Below are 14,982 nucleotides of genomic sequence, written 5' to 3' on the forward strand. Positions count from 1 at the left end.
ACCGGACCTAGTGCGGCTCCGTCCGCAGCCGGGCCCCCTGCCGGAGCAGTTCCCGCTGCACCAGCCGGTAGGGCAGGCCGCGGGGCCCGCTGCCGTGCCGTACGGTCAGCGCCGCGCACACCCCGGCCGCGTGACCGGTGGCCATGGCGATGGGCATCACCCGGTACGAGGAGTGCGCCACGTGCGTCCCTGAGATGCACCGCCCCGCCACCAGCAGCCGGTCGGTGTCCCGGGGCAGCAGACAGCGCAGCGGGATGTCGTAGAAACTGCCCCGCGGCACGCGCTTGAGGACGGTGCCGGAGCCGCGCGGGTTGTGGATGTCGACCGGATAGGCGCCGTGCGCGATCACGTCCGGGAAGGTGCGCGCCGCCAGGATGTCGTGACCGGTCAGCTGGTAGTCGCCGAGCACCCGCCGGCTCTCCCGCACGCCGATGTGGGTGCCGCTCTGCACCACGTACGACTGCTCGAACCCGGGCACGCGGGTGCGCAGGAAGCGGTCGATCTCCGCCAGTTGGTGCCGGGCCGTGTACTCGGCGCGGGTGAGGTCCCAGACGCTGGTGCCGAGGACCCGGTTCACCCGCGTGCTGTTGACGGCGACCTCGTGCGGGTGCGGGGTCGCGAAGAAGAGGATGTCCTCGCGCGGCAGCCGCAGTTCGCCGTTCTGCCTGGCCTCCTCGATCAGGTCCCACAGTCCGTGCACACCCCGCCACTGGTCCGGGTGCTCGCGCACGTACGCGGCGAAGTCCGGCCGGGCGAAGTCGGCGACGCGGAACATCAGCGTCATGGGCTGCACCAGCCCGTCCTCCTGCCGCCCGATCTCGTACGGCGCCCCGCAGGCCGCCGCCACGTCGCCGTCGCCCGTGCCGTCCACGACGACCCCGGCGTCGATCACCACCGGCCCCGACTTGGTCTCGAACACCACCCGCCGGCCCGAGCCGTCGTCCAGCGGCAGCGCGCCGGAGGCGAAGGAGTGGAACAGCATCCGCACCCCCGACTCGTCCGCCATCTCGAGCAGACAGAACTTGAACAGCTCCGGATCGAAGGGGACCGTGTACCCGGTCTTCGGGGAGGGCGGCAGACAGCCACCGCGCCCCATCAGCCGGTCGAGCAACTGCCACAGGACGCCCGCGACCACCGGCTCGCCCTCGCCGTGGTCGGTGGGCAGCAGCCGCGAGGTGTCCCCGGCCTCGGTGAACGCGGCCTGCTTGTGCTCGTTGTGGAACGACATCAGCGGCATCACCAGCGCCGCGGTCGCGTTGCCGCCGAGGAAGCCGTACCGCTCCACCAGCACGGTGTCGGCCCCGGCGTCGGCCGCGCCGACCGCGGCCGCGAAGCCGGCCGGGCCGCCGCCCACCACCAGGACGTCGCAGCGGCCCCCGAGCCGGGCCGGGCGGGGCGGCAGGGTGACGGTGCGGGACTCGTGGGGCTCTTCCAGGATCGGCATCGCTCACCCTCCGGTCAGGCGTTCAACGGCCGCGGCTCGGCGCGGTACGGGCCCGCACCCGCCGCGGGGACGCCACCCGGCCCGCGTGCGGCAGCGATCCCGTCGAGCAGGGCCCCGCACCGCTCGCAGGTCTCCCGCGCAGCCGCGGACAGCTCGCCCATCCGGTCCCGCAGGTCGTCCCGGCGCCGCGGGTACTCGTCCCACAGCCGGTCCACCTCCGCCAGCAGCAGCCCGGCCTGCTCCCGCGCCACCCCCACCAGCGCCGGGGCGCCGAGCCGGCGCGCGAAGTCGAAGACCTTGCCGGAGTACGGCAGCGGCAGCACCGGTACGCCGGTGAGCGCGGCGAAGATCACGAAGTGCAGGCGCATGCCCACGGCCACGTCGAGATGGCGCATGAAGCCGAGGACCTGTCCCGGGCTGTAGTCGCCGTGCAGGATGCGGCCCTGGTCCGGGGCGGTCATGTGGGACAGCACGGCGTGCGCGTGCCGTACGTCGTGCCGTTCCGTCGGCAGGAACACCACGCGCGCGTCCAGCCGGCGGACCAGGAAGTCCGCGACGTCGGCGAGCAGCGCGTGGTAGTCGCCCTCGTCGAGCTTCTCGGCGGCCCGCCCCGGCTCGCGCACCGACATCCCCACCAGCCGGGTGCCGGACGGGATGCCCTCGTCGCGCATCATCGCCTCGGTGAACGGCTCCGGGGCCAGCAGGAGCGCCGGGTCGGCGGTCACCGCGACCTCCCGCTCCAGGCCGACCTCCTCCAGCACCAGCCGCGACTCCTCGTCCCGCACGACGACGTCGTCCATCTCCGCCAGCACCGTGCGCACCGCGTCCCGGTCCTCGGGGTCCGTGAGCGGCCCGGCGCCGACGGCGTAGGCGAACGTGGGCACGTGCCGGGTCTGCGCGGCCCGCACCAGCCGCAGATAGCGCCGCGCCTCGCCGTCGTAGAGGATGCCGCCGCCGCCCAGTACCAGCAGGTCCAGGCCGGGCAGCACGTCGAGGACGTGGTTGCGGCTCACCCCCTCCCAGGCCACCACCTCGTCGGCGTCGGGGTGGTGGGCGCGGGTGTGCTCCGCGTTCCGGCTCAGCACGACGAGGTGCGCGTCCGGCCGCCGGGCGCGCAGACAGCCCAGCACACAGGTCAGGATCGCCTCGTCGCCGGTGTTGAAGCCGCCGTAGGAACCCAGCACGCCGATGCGCGGGCCCCGGCGGTCGGGGCGGGGAGGCGAGGGCCGAAGGGTCATCGGGGGCTCCCGTCACGTCGGAATCGGCCGGCGCGCGCCGTTTTCGGCGCGTGGAGCCGCGCACCGTGCCGGGTTGCCTGCGCCGCATCCCGGAAACACCCTGATCAAGGACCGTCCGTACGCGACCCGTACCGCACGAGGAGCACCGGTGAACGTCACCCTCAGCGTCTGGCTGCTGACCGTCGCGGGCCTGTGCGTCCTCGTCGCCGCCGACTTCTTCATCGGGCGCAAGCCGCACGACGTGTCCCTCCGGGAGGCCGGGATCTGGACGGCCGTCTGGGTGGTCCTGGCCTGCCTGTTCGGCGTGGGTCTGCTGGTGTACGGCGGCGGTGGGCCGGGCGGGGAGTTCTTCGCCGGGTACCTCACCGAGAAGTCGCTGAGCGTCGACAACCTCTTCGTCTTCGTCCTGATCATGGCGAAGTTCGCGGTGCCCTCGCAGTACCAGCAGCGGGTGCTGATGGTCGGCGTCCTGGTGGCGCTGGTGCTGCGGGCCGCCTTCATCGCGGCCGGCGCGGCGATCATCTCCGCCTTCTCCTGGGTCTTCTACGTCTTCGGCGCCTTCCTGATCTGGACCGCCTGGAAGCTCATCCAGGACGCCCGCAAGGACGGGCACGAGCAGGAGTACGAGGAGAACAAGCTGCTGAAGACGATCGAGCGCCGTTTCGGCGTCGCCGACCGCTACCACGGCACCCGGCTGTGGGTGGAGGAGAACGGCAGGCGGGTGATGACCCCGATGCTGGTCGTGATGCTCGCCATCGGGTTCACCGACATCCTCTTCGCCCTGGACTCCATCCCCGCCATCTACGGGCTGACCCAGGACCCGTACATCGTGTTCACGGCCAACGCGTTCGCCCTGATGGGCCTCAGGCAGCTGTACTTCCTCATCGGCGGTCTGCTGAAGAAGCTGGTGCACCTCTCCTACGGTCTGTCGGTCATCCTGGGCTTCATCGGCGTCAAGCTGGTGCTGCACGCCCTGCACGAGTCCGGCGTCCACGTGCCCGAGATCGGCATCCCCTTCTCGCTCGGGTTCATCGTGCTGGTCCTCGCGGTCACCACGGCGACCAGCCTGTGGGCCACACGGCGGCAGGAGCGGGCATGACGGTGGGCACCGGCGCGGGCTACTCCACCAGCTCCTGGGTGCCCAGGACCGTGAGCAGCGCGAGCCGCTCCGCGTCGGCGGTGTCCGGTTCGGCCGTGTAGACCATGATCCGCAGATCGCTGCCCGCCACACCGAGCACGTCGCAGTCCAGCACGACCGGCCCCACCCGCGGATGGTCGATGGTCTTGCGCGCCGCCTCGTGCCGGCCGACCGCGTCCGCCCGCCACAGTTCGGCGAACCGCTCGCTGCGGGCGCGCAACTCCGCGACCAGCCGGCCGAGCCGCCGGTCGGCGGGATAGCGGGCGGCGGTGGCCCGCAGGTCCGCGACGAGCGCCGACTCCAGGGACCGGCGTTCCCCCGGCGTGTACCGGGCCCGGCTGCCCGGCCCGACGAAGTTGCGCCACACGCCGTTGCGCTCCGGGCCGTGCCACCCGGACGGATCACCCATCAGCGCCGCGTAGGGCGGGTTGGCCAGCAGCAGCGTCCACATCGCGTCGTACACGGCCACCGGCGTGCCGGCCAGCCGGTCCAGGAGCCGGTGGACACTCGGCGGGATGTACGCGGGAACGGTCTCGGGGCCCGGCGGCGCCAGCCCGGCCAGCCGGAACAGATGCGCGCGCTCCTCGGCCGGCAGCCGCAGTGCCCGTACGAGGGCCTCGACGACCTGGGCCGACGGGTTGGCCGCCCGGCCCTGTTCGAGGCGGGTGACGTAGTCGACGGAGACGCCGGCCAGCAGGGCCAGCTCCTCGCGCCGCAGCCCCGCCGCCCGCCGGTGCCCGCCCGCGGGCAGCCCGGCCGCCTCGGGGGAGACCCGGTCCCTGCGCAGCCGCAGCGCCCGTCCGAACTCCGTAGCCGTCATGCTCCCAGTGAACACCGCGGACGTCCGGTCTTCCTGGTACCCGTGGTCCCAGGAAGACCGGACGCCTGGCTGCCCGTACCGGCGCGCCGCAGGCTTGGCCGCATGACGACCACACTGATCACCGGAGCCAACAAGGGCCTCGGCTTCGAGACGGCCCGCCGCCTCCTCGCCGCGGGCCACACCGTCTACGCCGCCGCCCGCGACCCCGAGCGCGGCCGCCGCGCCGCCGAGGAACTGGGCGCGCGGCCCCTCGTCCTCGACGTCACCGACGACGCCTCCGTCGCCGCCGCCGTGCGGACCGTGACGGCCGGCGGCGGCCTCGACGTACTGGTCAACAACGCCGGCATCGAGCAGCGCGGCGAGCACAACTCCGTGACCGGGGCCGAGGGCACGACCGCGGACCTGCTGCGCACCGTCTTCGAGACCAACGTCTTCGGCGTGGTGCGGGTGACCCACGCGTTCCTGCCGCTGCTGCGCCGCTCCGCCGCGCCCGTCGTGGTCAACGTGAGCAGCGGCCTGGCCTCCCTGACGGGGCTCACGTCGCCGGGGAGCCCGGGGTACGGCTACCCGGGCCTCGCCTACCCGGCGTCCAAGACCGCGGTCAACGCGCTGACCGTGCAGTACGCGAAGGCGTTCCCCAAGATGCGGATCAACGCGGTCGAGCCGGGCTTCACCGCGACCGACCTGAACGGCAACACCGGTACGCAGACCGTGGCCGAGGGCGCCGAGGTGATCGTCCGGATGGCCCGGCTGGGCCCGGACGGACCGACCGGAGGCTACTTCGACGCGGCGGGCCCGCTGGCCTGGTAGGCGCCGTAGGCACTGTGGTCGCCCCAGGGTGGCCCGGTGGCCCGGTCGCCCGGTCGGCGCGGGTGGTCAGCAGCCGGCGGGAGTGGGCCTGCCGCGCGAGACCACGCGGGTGCCGTGGCCGTCCACGACACGGGCCTGGAGCGAACCGCAGGCGCACCGGGTCCACAGGGTGCCGCCCGCCGCGGTGCCGTGCGCGGACAGCACCTGGAAGGGCTCGGCGCCGTCGGGCCACCCGCAGTGCGGGCAGACGAGACCGGTCGTGCTGGGCATGGCGACTCCTCGTGCGTCAGTGGTACGTCGGGATGCGGGTGTGGGCTTCGGTCCCACCGTGGCGCCACTGACAGGGTGCGGCCACGGATCCGTTCACGTCCAGGTTGACTTTACGGACTCCACCGTGAAGCGTGCACTTCATGATTGATCTGCGCAGGCTGCACGTGCTTCGGGCCGTCTCCCACTACGGCACCGTCACCGCGGCGGCCCGCGCCCTGCATTTCACCACCTCGGCCGCCTCCCAGCAGATCCGGCAGCTCGCCCGGGACCTGGGCGTCGACCTGCTGGAGCCGCAGGGGCGCGGGGTGCGGCTCACCGCCGCCGCGGAGAGCCTGCTGGAACACGCCGACGCGATCGAGGCCCGCTGGGACGAGGCCGAACAGGATCTGCGGGCCGGGGAGGGGGCCCCGGCCGGACCGCTGCGGGTGACGGGGTTCCCGGTGGCCGTCTCCGTCCTGCTGGCCCCGATGGCGGCCCGGCTGCGCGAGCGGCACCCCCGGCTGTCGGTGCGGATCCGGGAGGTCGAGGTGGCGGAGAGCTTCGACCTGCTCTTCGAGGGGGAGAGCGATCTGGCGGTGGTGGAGGCGACTCCGGTCAGCCCGCCTTCGGCCGACACGCGCTTCGAACAGCGGCCGCTCCTGGACGAGCCGTTCGACCTGGTCGTCCCCCTGGACCATCCGCTGGCCGGACGGGCGGAGGCCGACCTCGCCGACGTGGCCCACGAGCCCTGGATCGCGCCGCTGCCGCAGAGTCCCTGCCGGACGCACATGGTGGCGGCCTGCGGTGCCGCCGGGTTCACCCCCGACGTGGTCCATCTCGCGGTGGACTGGAACGTCACGGCCCACCTGGTCGCGCACGGGCTCGGCGTCGCGCTGGTGCCCCGGCTCGCCCGGCTCACCCCCGAGCTGCCGATCGTCCGCGTGCCCTGCGCCGGCCGGCCGCACCGCAAACTGCTGACCTGCACGCGCGGCGGTGGGCACCGTCGCGCGGCGGTCGCGGCGGCGCTGGAGGAGCTGCGCACGCTGGCCGCCGCCGCGGTGGACCGGCACACGGCGTGACACACGGCGGGACCGGAGCTCGGCCGAGCTCCGGTCCCGTACGACGTGCTCTCGCGCCGGTCAGGCGGCGATGGCCTCGTCCGCGTGGCCGTGCAGCCGGGCCACGACCTCGGTCAGCTGGGCGGCCACCTCGGCGTCGTCGGCCGGGTGGGTCTCGGCGAAGCGGGTCACCGAGCCGGGGATGGACAGCTTGATGTCCTCGATCACCTTGCCGCCGGCGATGCCCACGGCCTTGCGGGCCTCGTCCTGCGCCCACACGCCGCCGTACTGGCCGAAGGCGGTGCCGACCACGGCGACGGGCTTGCCGGTGAAGGCGCCGGCGCCGTACGGGCGGGACAGCCAGTCGATGGCGTTCTTCAGGACGGCCGGGATGGTGCCGTTGTACTCGGGCGAGAAGAGCAGGAAGGCCTGCGCGCCCTGGGCGGCCTCGCGCAGCTTCGCGGCGGCGGCCGGGACGCTGCCCTCGACGTCGATGTCCTCGTTGTAGAAGGGGATCTCGGCGAGCCCCTCGAACAGCTGCACCTCGGCGCCCTCCGGTGCGAACCTGACGGCCGCCTCGGCGAGCTGGCGGTTGTGCGAACCGGCGCGAAGGCTGCCGACGAGCGCAAGGATGCGGACAGACATGAGTACTCCCACTGCTGGAACACGTGTCGGCAGGCGTGCCGAAACACTGCGGTAACAAATCCGGACCGGGGTCCGTTTAATTTCTAACATCTCAAACGGACCGCGGTCCAGTTCTCTTCCCGATGCTTTACGCTGGCTTCATGTCCGCCGCCCCGCCGCCCTTCCCGCAGCCCCAGGAGAACGCCGGTCCGCCCGAGCTGCTGCAACTCGGCACCGGGACCGCCGAGGACGAGCCCTGCCTGCGCGCCGACGCCGCGCGCAACCGCGCCCGGCTCCTGGAGGCCGCCGAGCGGCTGGTGGCCGAGCACGGCGCGGGCGCCCTCACCATGGAGGCGGTGGCCGCCGCGGCCTGCGTGGGCAAGGGCACGGTCTTCCGCCGCTTCGGCGACCGCACCGGACTCCTCGCGGCACTGCTCGACCACTCGGAGCGCAAGTTCCAGGCCGCGCTCCTGAGCGGTCCGCCGCCGCTGGGCCCGGGCGCACCTCCGGTCGAGCGGCTGCGGGCCTTCGGCTGCGCGCTGCTGCGCCGCTCCATCGACGAACTGGACCTCCTCCTGGCCGGGGAACCCAGCGCCGAACGCCGCCACACCTTCCCGCCGCGCCGCTTCCTGCGCCACCATGTGGCCCTGCTGCTGCGGGAGGCCGTGCCGGACGCCGACAGCGAACTGCTCTCGCACACCCTCATGGCCTACCTCGACGCCGCCCTGATCCACCACCTCACCCGGCAGTGCGGGCTGCCCGCCGAACGCGTGCGGGAGGGCTGGCTCGACCTGGTCGCGCGGGTCACCCGCACCGAGGCCCCGGCCCCCGGGGCCGTGCCCCCGGCCGTCGCGCCGTCGGCCTGAACTGAGTACGCCGCGGACGGCGTTGCCCCGCCCGACGCCTCCCGTCCGGCTTCTGCCAGGATGCCGTACGTCATGGTGCAGATACCGAATCCACCGCCCTCCGACCCCTCCGCACCGCGCTCCGTGCCCACGAGCGCCGATGTGGCCCGGCTGGCCGGTGTGTCGCGCGCGACCGTCTCCTACGTCCTCAACAACACCGGCGCCGTACGGATCAGCGAACCCACCCGCCGCCGCGTCCGCGAGGCCGCCCGGGAACTGGGCTACGTCCCGCACGCCGCGGCCCGCTCACTGCGCGCCGGGCACAGCCGCATGGTCCTGATGCCGGCGCCGTCCTTCCCCGCCGGCCCGCTCTACAGCCGGTTCCTCAGCGAACTCCAGTGGGCGCTCGGCCGCCTCGACTACACCGTCGTCCAGTACGGCACCGTCGGCCTGCGCGGCGACGAGGCCGCCCGCGCCTGGGCCGAACTCCGCCCGGTCGCCGTCCTCGCACCCGGCTCCGACCTCGGCCCCCAGGGCGTGGAGGTCCTCAAACGCTCCGGCGCCCGGGCGATCGTCACCCTCGGTCCCGAAGCCGTCGACGGAGCGCACGCGCTGCTCACGGACCAGGCGGGCGTCGGCCGCGGCGCGACCCGCCACCTGTACGACCGCGGACGCCGCAGAATCGGGGTCGTCGTGCCCGCGGAAGGCGGCCTCGACGTCTTCTCGGCGCCGCGCCTCGCGGGCGCCCGCGAGGCCGTGTCCGGGACCGGCGCCACCGTCACCGAGCTGCCCCTCGCCTACGACGAAGGGGACGCCGCCCGCCTCGCGGCGCGCTGGCGCCCCCTGGGGCTCGACGCGGTGTTCGCGTACAACGACGAGTACGCGATGCTGCTGATGCGGGCCCTCCAGGACGAGGGCCTCGACATCCCCGGCCACGCCGCCGTGATCGGCGCCGACGACCTGATGCTGGGCCGGCTGCTGCGGCCCCGGCTGAGCACCGTCCACCTGGAACTGCCCGCCGGCCGCGACCTGGCCGCACTCGTCGACCGGGCGGTGCACGACCCCGGCGCCGCGCCCGAACGCCACAAGGTGCTGGGCGCCACGGTGGTGCACCGGGAGTCGAGCTGACCGGCGGCCGAACCGCCCGCTACTGGCCTTCCTGGCCGTCCTGCCCGGCCTGGGCCTGCTGCTCGGCGACCGCCTTGCGGACCTCGTCCATGTCCAGCTTCCGGGCCTGGCCGATCACGTCGGTGAGGGCCGCCTCCGGCAGCGCGCCCGGCTGTGCGAACACGGCCACCTGGTCCCGCACGATCATCAGCGTCGGGATCGAACTGATGCCGAAGGCCTGCGCCAGCTCGGGCTGCGCCTCGGTGTCCACCTTGCCGAACACCAGGTCCGGGTTGGCCTCCGCCGCCTTCTCGTAGACCGGCCCGAACTGCTTGCACGGACCGCACCACTCCGCCCAGAAGTCGATCAACACGAACTCGTTGTCCGTGACCGTCTGGTCGAAGTTCTCCTTGGTGAGTTCCACGGTGCTGGTCATGAGGTGATCCCTCTTCCTGGTTTCGGGGGAGAAGCCGTCGGCACAACACTGCCGACCTGGTGGGTATTCCGCGCACGTACCCATGTGGCCACGTGGCACACCACCCACCAGACTGACCCCATGACGCAATCGGATTCCCTCACGTACGACGTCGTCGTGATCGGCGCGGGCCCCGTCGGCGAGAACGTCGCCGACCGCACCCGGGCGGCCGGACTGTCCACCGCGATCGTGGAGAGCGAACTGGTCGGCGGCGAATGCTCCTACTGGGCGTGCATGCCCAGCAAGGCCCTGCTGCGCCCGGTCCTGGCCCGCGCGGACGCCCGCCGCCTGCCCGGCCTCGCCCAGGCGGTCCAGGAACCCCTCGACGCCGCGGCCGTCCTCGCCCGCCGGGACGAGTTCACCTCGCACTGGAAGGACGACGGCCAGGTCCAGTGGGTCGAGGGCATCGGCGCCGACCTGTACCGCGGACAGGGACGGCTCGCCGGACCGCGCACCGTGGAGGTGGCCGGTCCCGACGGCGCCCGCCGGACCCTGACCGCCCGGCACGCCGTCGCCGTCTGCACCGGCAGCGCCGCCGCCCTGCCCCCGCTGCCCGGACTCGCCGAGGTACGCCCCTGGACCAGCCGCGAGGCCACCAGCGCCGAGCGCGCGCCCGGCCGGCTGATCGTGGTCGGCGGCGGAGTCGTCGCCGTCGAGATGGCCACCGCCTGGCAGGCCCTCGGCTCCCGGGTGACGATGCTGGTCCGCGGCGACGGCGGCCTGCTCGCCCGCATGGAGCCGTTCGCCGGGGAACTGGTCGCCGAGGCGCTCACCGAGGCCGGCGTGGACATCCGCAGCGGCGTCTCCGTCGAGTCCGTCACCCGCGAGAACGGCACCGTCGTCGCCGTCACCGACACCGGCGACCGCCTGGAGGCCGACGAGATCCTCTTCGCCACCGGCCGGACGCCGCGCACCGGCGACATCGGACTGGACACCGTCGGCCTGAAGCCGGGTTCCTGGCTGCCGGTCGACGACAGCCTCCGCGTGGAGGGCAGCGACTGGCTCTACGCCGTCGGCGACGTCAACCACCGCGCCCTCCTCACCCACCAGGGCAAGTACCAGGCCCGCATCGCCGGTGCCGCCATCGCCGCCCGCGCCTCCGGGGTGCCGATCCTGGAGTCCGACCCCTGGGGCGCGCACGCCGCGACCGCCGACCACGACGCCGTGCCCCAGGTGGTGTTCACCGACCCCGAGGCCGCGTCCGTCGGCCTGACCCTGGCCGAGGCCGAGCAGGCGGGACACCGGGTCCGCGCCGTCGACGTCCCCATCGCGGTGGCCGGGTCGAGCCTGTACGGCGACGGCTACAAGGGCCGCGCCCGCATGGTGGTCGACCTGGAGGAGGAGATCGTCCGCGGCGTCACCTTCGTCGGCCCGGGCGTCGGCGAGATGATCCACTCCGCGACGATCGCCGTCGCCGGCCGGGTACCGATCAGCCGCCTGTGGCACGCGGTCCCGTCGTACCCGACGATCAGCGAGGTGTGGCTGAGGCTGCTGGAGACCTACCGGGACAACTGACGGTCCGGCCGGCCCGGCCCGGACCCGGCGAGCGGAGCAGCCCGGCCCGTGCGGGCGGGCGGTCAGGCCGCCGGGCCGGGCAGCTCGAATCCCAGCGCCGACGCCGCCCGCCGCGGCGTCGGCTGGGACCAGAGCTCCGCCATCGCCGCGTTCGAGGCCAGCGAGCGCGGCTCGGCCCGGTCCAGGTACAGCGTGCCGTCGAGGTGGTCCGTCTCGTGCTGCACGATCCGGGCCGGCCAGCCCGCGAACACCTCGTCCACCGCCCGGCCGTGCTCGTCCCGTGCCCGCAGCCGCACCTCGGCGTGGCGCGCCACCACCGCCTGCCAGCCCGGCACGCTCAGGCACCCCTCGAAGAACGCGGCCCGCCCGGCGCCGACCGGCTCGTACGACGGGTTCACCAGCACCCGGAACGGCTGCGGCACCCGCCCCCGCGCCACCCGCACCTCGTCCGGCACCGGCGCCGGGTCCTCGATCACCGCGACCCTCAGCCCCACCCCGACCTGCGGCGCGGCCAGGCCGACGCCGGGCGCCGCGTGCATGGTCAGCCGCAGTGCCTCGACGAACCGCTCGAAGATCGCGGGCGCCAACTGCCCGTCGTACGGCTCGGCCGCACGGCGCAGCACCGGATCCCCGGCCGCGACGATCGGCAACGGGCCGCCGACGGCGAGCAGTTCCTCGACCCGCTCGGCCAGCGGGGCACGATCACTCGGAGTTCCCATCGCGGTTCCCATCGCGTCAGGATGCCACGCCACGAGTCACCGCTCAGAGTTCCGCGAAGTCGCCCGCGAGGGCCGAGGCGATCCGCAACTGGGCGTCGGCCTCCTCCTGCCGACCCTGTCGTTCCAGGGTGCGGCCCAGCATCAGCCGGGCGTAGTGCTCGACGGGATCGCGCTCGACGACGACCCGCAGCTCGGCCTCCGCCCGCCGCAGCTGGGCCGAGTGGTAGTACGAGCGCGCCAGCAGCAGCCGGGGGCCGGTCTGCTCGGGCACCTGCGCGACCAGTCCGTCCAGGACGCGCGCCGCGGCGGCGTAGTCCTTGGCGTCGAAGAACATCCGCGCGCGCTCCCAGCGCTCCGCCGGCGTTCCGTGGTCGTAGTACGTCATGTCCACTGGAAACCTCCTTCGCGCCCTCCAACCACGCCACACGGTTGAACATTCCACTACTGGTGGAGGTGCCCGGTGGTGCGCGCGGGGACGCCGTCGCCCGCCACGGTGACGGCCCGCGGTCCGTCTGACGCGAAGGCCCCGCCGGGTCTAGGTTGGGCGGCATGAGCAACCTTGATCGCGAGGCCGTACCCAGTCTCTGCGGCGGCCGCGGCTTCGTGGTGACGGAGCCCGTACGGGAACTTCTCAGCCCTCGCAACGTCAAGCTCGGCGAGTCCACCGAGGTCCGCCGACTGCTGCCCAACCTGGGCCGGCGCATGGTCGGCGCCTGGTGCTTCGTCGACCACTACGGCCCCGACGACATCGCCGACGAGCCCGGCATGCAGGTGCCACCGCATCCGCACATGGGCCTGCAGACGGTGAGCTGGCTGCACGAGGGCGAGGTACTGCACCGCGACTCCACCGGCAGCCTGCAGACCATCCGCCCGCGCCAGCTGGGCCTGATGACCTCCGGCCGCGCGATCAGCCACTCGGAGGAGAGCCCGCGCCCGCACGCGCGCCTCCTGCACGGCGCGCAGCTGTGGGTGGCCCTCCCGGACGCGCACCGCCACACCGACCCGCGCTTCGAGTTCCACGCCGAGCTGCCCCGGGTCACCGCCCCGGGCCTGGCCGCCACCGTGCTCCTCGGCACCCTCGACACCGCCACCTCGCCCGGCACCACGTACACCCCGCTCGTCGGCGCCGACCTGGCCCTCACCGGCGGCACGGACGTACGCCTGCCGCTGGAACGGGACTTCGAGTACGCCGTACTGGCCATGAGCGGCGAGGCCCACGTCGACGGCGTGCCCCTGGTGCCGGGCTCGATGCTCTACCTCGGCTGCGGCCGCGACGGGTTGCCCCTGCGGGCCGACTCGGACGCGGGGCTGATGCTCCTGGGCGGCGAGCCGTTCGACGAGGAGCTGATCATGTTCTGGAACTGGATCGGACGGTCCCAGGAGGAGATCGAGCAGGCCCGCCGGGACTGGACGGAAGGCTCCCGGTTCGGGGAGGTGAAGGGCTACGACGGTGCTCCGCTGCCCGCACCGGAACTGCCGGCGGTGCCGTTGAAGCCGCGGGGCAGGCTGCGCTGACCCGGTAGACGGCCGAGTGGTGCGACGCCGGCACCGACCGGTCGGCGTCGCCGGCCGTCCCGCACCGGTCCTGGGTCCAGTAAACTGTCGGCGGGTGCTCTTCGGCAGCAGGAGCCTGCCCGACGCAGGGGGCGGGAAGACGGGAGCATCGTGTCGGTGGCACAACCATGGGGCATACGTGTGCCCTCGTCCGGCGGGAGTGACGACTCGGGGACATCCTGGCAATGGCGGGAGACCTCGGTTCTGCTGGTCGAGGACGACCCGGGGGATGCCCTGCTGGTGGAGGAACTCGTCGCCGACAGCACGGTGAAGATGGACCTGCGCTGGGTCCGTTCGATGGCCGAGGCACGCGAGGCGCTCGCGGTCCAGAGACCCGACTGCGTCCTCCTGGATCTGAACCTGCCGGACACCCAGGGCCTGGAAGCGGTGTCCGGCATTCGAGTCCACGCCGATCAGGTCGCCGTCGTCGTGCTCACCGGCCTCGCGGAGGAGGAGACAGGACTGGCGGCGGTCGCGGCCGGGGCCCAGGACTACCTCGTCAAGGGGCGTGTCGAGCCCGAGCTGTTCGGGCGGGCGGTGCGCTACGCGATCCAGCGCAAGCAGGCCGAGCAGGCGGCCGTGGCCCTGCAGGCGAGTCAGATGCAGGCTCAGGAGAACGCCCGGCTGGAGCGCGGCCTGCTGCCCCGCCCCCTGCTGCACGACGCCACGGTGGACGTCGTGACCCGCTACCGGCCCGGCCGCGCGCACGCACTGCTCGGCGGCGACCTGTACGACATCGTGCAGAGCACCGACGGCGCCGTACACGCGCTCATCGGCGACGTCTCCGGACACGGGCCCGACGAGGCGGCCCTCGGTGTCGCACTGCGCATCGCCTGGCGCACCCTCGTGCTCAGCGGCGTCACCGGCGCCGAACAGATAGCCCGGCTGGAGGAGATCCTGGTGGCCGAGCGCGGCGGACCGCAGGTCTTCGCCACGCTGACGAGCCTCACCAGACGACCGGGGGAACCGCATGTGCGGATGATCCGTGCCGGGCACCCCGGACTGCTGCTGCGCACCGGCGACCGAGTGGAGTGGGTGGAGGTCGACGGCGGTCCCGCGCTGGGCGTCGTACCCGATGCCGCGCGCTGGCCGGTGCAGGAACTGAAGGTGCCGCAGGACGCGGCCCTGGTGCTGTTCACCGACGGGCTCTTCGAGGGACACATCGGCCGTGGCAGGGAGCGGCTGGGCGAGGAAAGGCTGCTGCACATGGCGCGGGAGGTGGCGACCCTGCCCCCGGACGCCTTCGTCGACGAGCTGATCGAGCGGGCCGAATCACTTGCGGAGAGCCAGGGCGGCCTGGCCGACGACGTGGCCGTGCTGCACCTGCGCTGGAAATGAGACGGGCGAACGAGAACGGTGTCGGAGAACACGGTGGGTGAGGAGACG

The 14,982-nt window shown here is 73.5% G+C and carries 16 protein-coding genes; 8 read left to right on the forward strand and 8 right to left on the reverse strand.

Annotated elements, in window-relative coordinates; all coding sequences use genetic code 11:
• Positions 1-7: 7 nt before the first annotated feature.
• Both Sru02f_RS15580 and Sru02f_RS15585 read right to left on the reverse strand, forming a co-directional pair.
• The gene (locus Sru02f_RS15580) at positions 8-1,444 is read right to left on the reverse strand and encodes an FAD-dependent oxidoreductase (RefSeq protein ID WP_109030623.1); all 1,437 of its coding nucleotides are present in this window, start codon (positions 1,442-1,444) and stop codon (positions 8-10) included.
• A gap of 14 nt (positions 1,445-1,458) precedes the next feature.
• On the reverse strand, positions 1,459-2,682 hold the full coding sequence (locus tag Sru02f_RS15585) for a polysaccharide pyruvyl transferase family protein (protein ID WP_109030624.1): 1,224 nt from the start codon (positions 2,680-2,682) through the stop codon (positions 1,459-1,461).
• 148 nt (positions 2,683-2,830) lie between these two features.
• On the opposite strand from Sru02f_RS15585, the gene Sru02f_RS15590 reads away from it, so the two are divergent.
• Positions 2,831-3,781, forward strand: a complete 951-nt coding sequence (locus Sru02f_RS15590) for a TerC family protein (protein WP_109030625.1) — start codon at positions 2,831-2,833, stop codon at positions 3,779-3,781.
• 19 nt (positions 3,782-3,800) lie between these two features.
• On the opposite strand, the gene Sru02f_RS15595 is transcribed toward Sru02f_RS15590, so the two are convergent.
• Complete coding sequence (locus Sru02f_RS15595) at positions 3,801-4,640, reverse strand: helix-turn-helix transcriptional regulator (RefSeq protein ID WP_109030626.1); 840 nt, start codon at positions 4,638-4,640, stop codon at positions 3,801-3,803.
• Between the two features lie 102 nt (positions 4,641-4,742).
• On the opposite strand from Sru02f_RS15595, the gene Sru02f_RS15600 reads away from it, so the two are divergent.
• A complete protein-coding gene (locus Sru02f_RS15600) occupies positions 4,743-5,450 on the forward strand; it encodes an SDR family NAD(P)-dependent oxidoreductase (protein ID WP_109030627.1) in 708 nt (235 codons plus the stop codon).
• Between the two features lie 66 nt (positions 5,451-5,516).
• On the opposite strand, the gene Sru02f_RS15605 is transcribed toward Sru02f_RS15600, so the two are convergent.
• Positions 5,517-5,720 (reverse strand): hypothetical protein, encoded by a 204-nt coding sequence (locus tag Sru02f_RS15605; RefSeq protein ID WP_109030628.1) that lies wholly within the window; start codon positions 5,718-5,720, stop codon positions 5,517-5,519.
• Positions 5,721-5,860: 140 nt separating this feature from the next.
• On the opposite strand from Sru02f_RS15605, the gene Sru02f_RS15610 reads away from it, so the two are divergent.
• Positions 5,861-6,778: a LysR family transcriptional regulator gene (locus Sru02f_RS15610; protein WP_109031431.1), complete on the forward strand. Its 918-nt coding sequence runs from the start codon at positions 5,861-5,863 to the stop codon at positions 6,776-6,778.
• A 60-nt stretch (positions 6,779-6,838) separates the two neighbouring features.
• Here the strand turns inward: Sru02f_RS15610 and Sru02f_RS15615 are convergent, their stop codons facing one another.
• Entirely contained in the window at positions 6,839-7,402 is a 564-nt protein-coding gene (locus Sru02f_RS15615; protein ID WP_003977971.1) for an NAD(P)H-dependent oxidoreductase, read from the reverse strand.
• Between the two features lie 140 nt (positions 7,403-7,542).
• Between Sru02f_RS15615 and Sru02f_RS15620 the strand changes: the two genes are divergently transcribed.
• Together Sru02f_RS15620 and Sru02f_RS15625 are read left to right on the forward strand one after the other, a co-directional pair.
• Positions 7,543-8,247 carry a TetR/AcrR family transcriptional regulator gene (locus Sru02f_RS15620; protein ID WP_109031432.1) on the forward strand — a complete coding sequence of 235 codons (705 nt, stop codon included), beginning with the start codon at positions 7,543-7,545 and terminating at the stop codon, positions 8,245-8,247.
• A 72-nt stretch (positions 8,248-8,319) separates the two neighbouring features.
• The gene (locus Sru02f_RS15625) at positions 8,320-9,354 is read left to right on the forward strand and encodes a LacI family DNA-binding transcriptional regulator (RefSeq protein WP_109030629.1); all 1,035 of its coding nucleotides are present in this window, start codon (positions 8,320-8,322) and stop codon (positions 9,352-9,354) included.
• A 19-nt stretch (positions 9,355-9,373) separates the two neighbouring features.
• Here the strand turns inward: Sru02f_RS15625 and trxA are convergent, their stop codons facing one another.
• On the reverse strand, positions 9,374-9,769 hold the full coding sequence (gene trxA / locus Sru02f_RS15630) for a thioredoxin (protein ID WP_109030630.1): 396 nt from the start codon (positions 9,767-9,769) through the stop codon (positions 9,374-9,376).
• Between the two features lie 120 nt (positions 9,770-9,889).
• Here trxA and Sru02f_RS15635 point away from each other — a divergent pair, with 120 nt between their 5' ends.
• Positions 9,890-11,323: a dihydrolipoyl dehydrogenase family protein gene (locus tag Sru02f_RS15635; protein ID WP_109030631.1), complete on the forward strand. Its 1,434-nt coding sequence runs from the start codon at positions 9,890-9,892 to the stop codon at positions 11,321-11,323.
• Between the two features lie 62 nt (positions 11,324-11,385).
• Here the strand turns inward: Sru02f_RS15635 and Sru02f_RS15640 are convergent, their stop codons facing one another.
• Together Sru02f_RS15640 and Sru02f_RS15645 are read right to left on the reverse strand one after the other, a co-directional pair.
• Positions 11,386-12,042, reverse strand: coding sequence for a peptide deformylase (locus Sru02f_RS15640; RefSeq protein ID WP_109030632.1), 657 nt, complete (start codon positions 12,040-12,042; stop codon positions 11,386-11,388).
• Between the two features lie 43 nt (positions 12,043-12,085).
• Positions 12,086-12,433: a tetratricopeptide repeat protein gene (locus Sru02f_RS15645; RefSeq protein ID WP_003977977.1), complete on the reverse strand. Its 348-nt coding sequence runs from the start codon at positions 12,431-12,433 to the stop codon at positions 12,086-12,088.
• A gap of 158 nt (positions 12,434-12,591) precedes the next feature.
• Between Sru02f_RS15645 and Sru02f_RS15650 the strand changes: the two genes are divergently transcribed.
• A complete protein-coding gene (locus tag Sru02f_RS15650; RefSeq protein WP_109030633.1) occupies positions 12,592-13,557 on the forward strand; it encodes a pirin family protein in 966 nt (321 codons plus the stop codon).
• A 180-nt stretch (positions 13,558-13,737) separates the two neighbouring features.
• Positions 13,738-14,934: a PP2C family protein-serine/threonine phosphatase gene (locus tag Sru02f_RS15655; RefSeq protein ID WP_244941820.1), complete on the forward strand. Its 1,197-nt coding sequence runs from the start codon at positions 13,738-13,740 to the stop codon at positions 14,932-14,934.
• Positions 14,935-14,982: the final 48 nt, after the last annotated feature.

The sequence above is a fragment of the Streptomyces rubrogriseus genome (genome assembly GCF_027947575.1).
GTDB lineage: Bacteria > Actinomycetota > Actinomycetes > Streptomycetales > Streptomycetaceae > Streptomyces > Streptomyces rubrogriseus.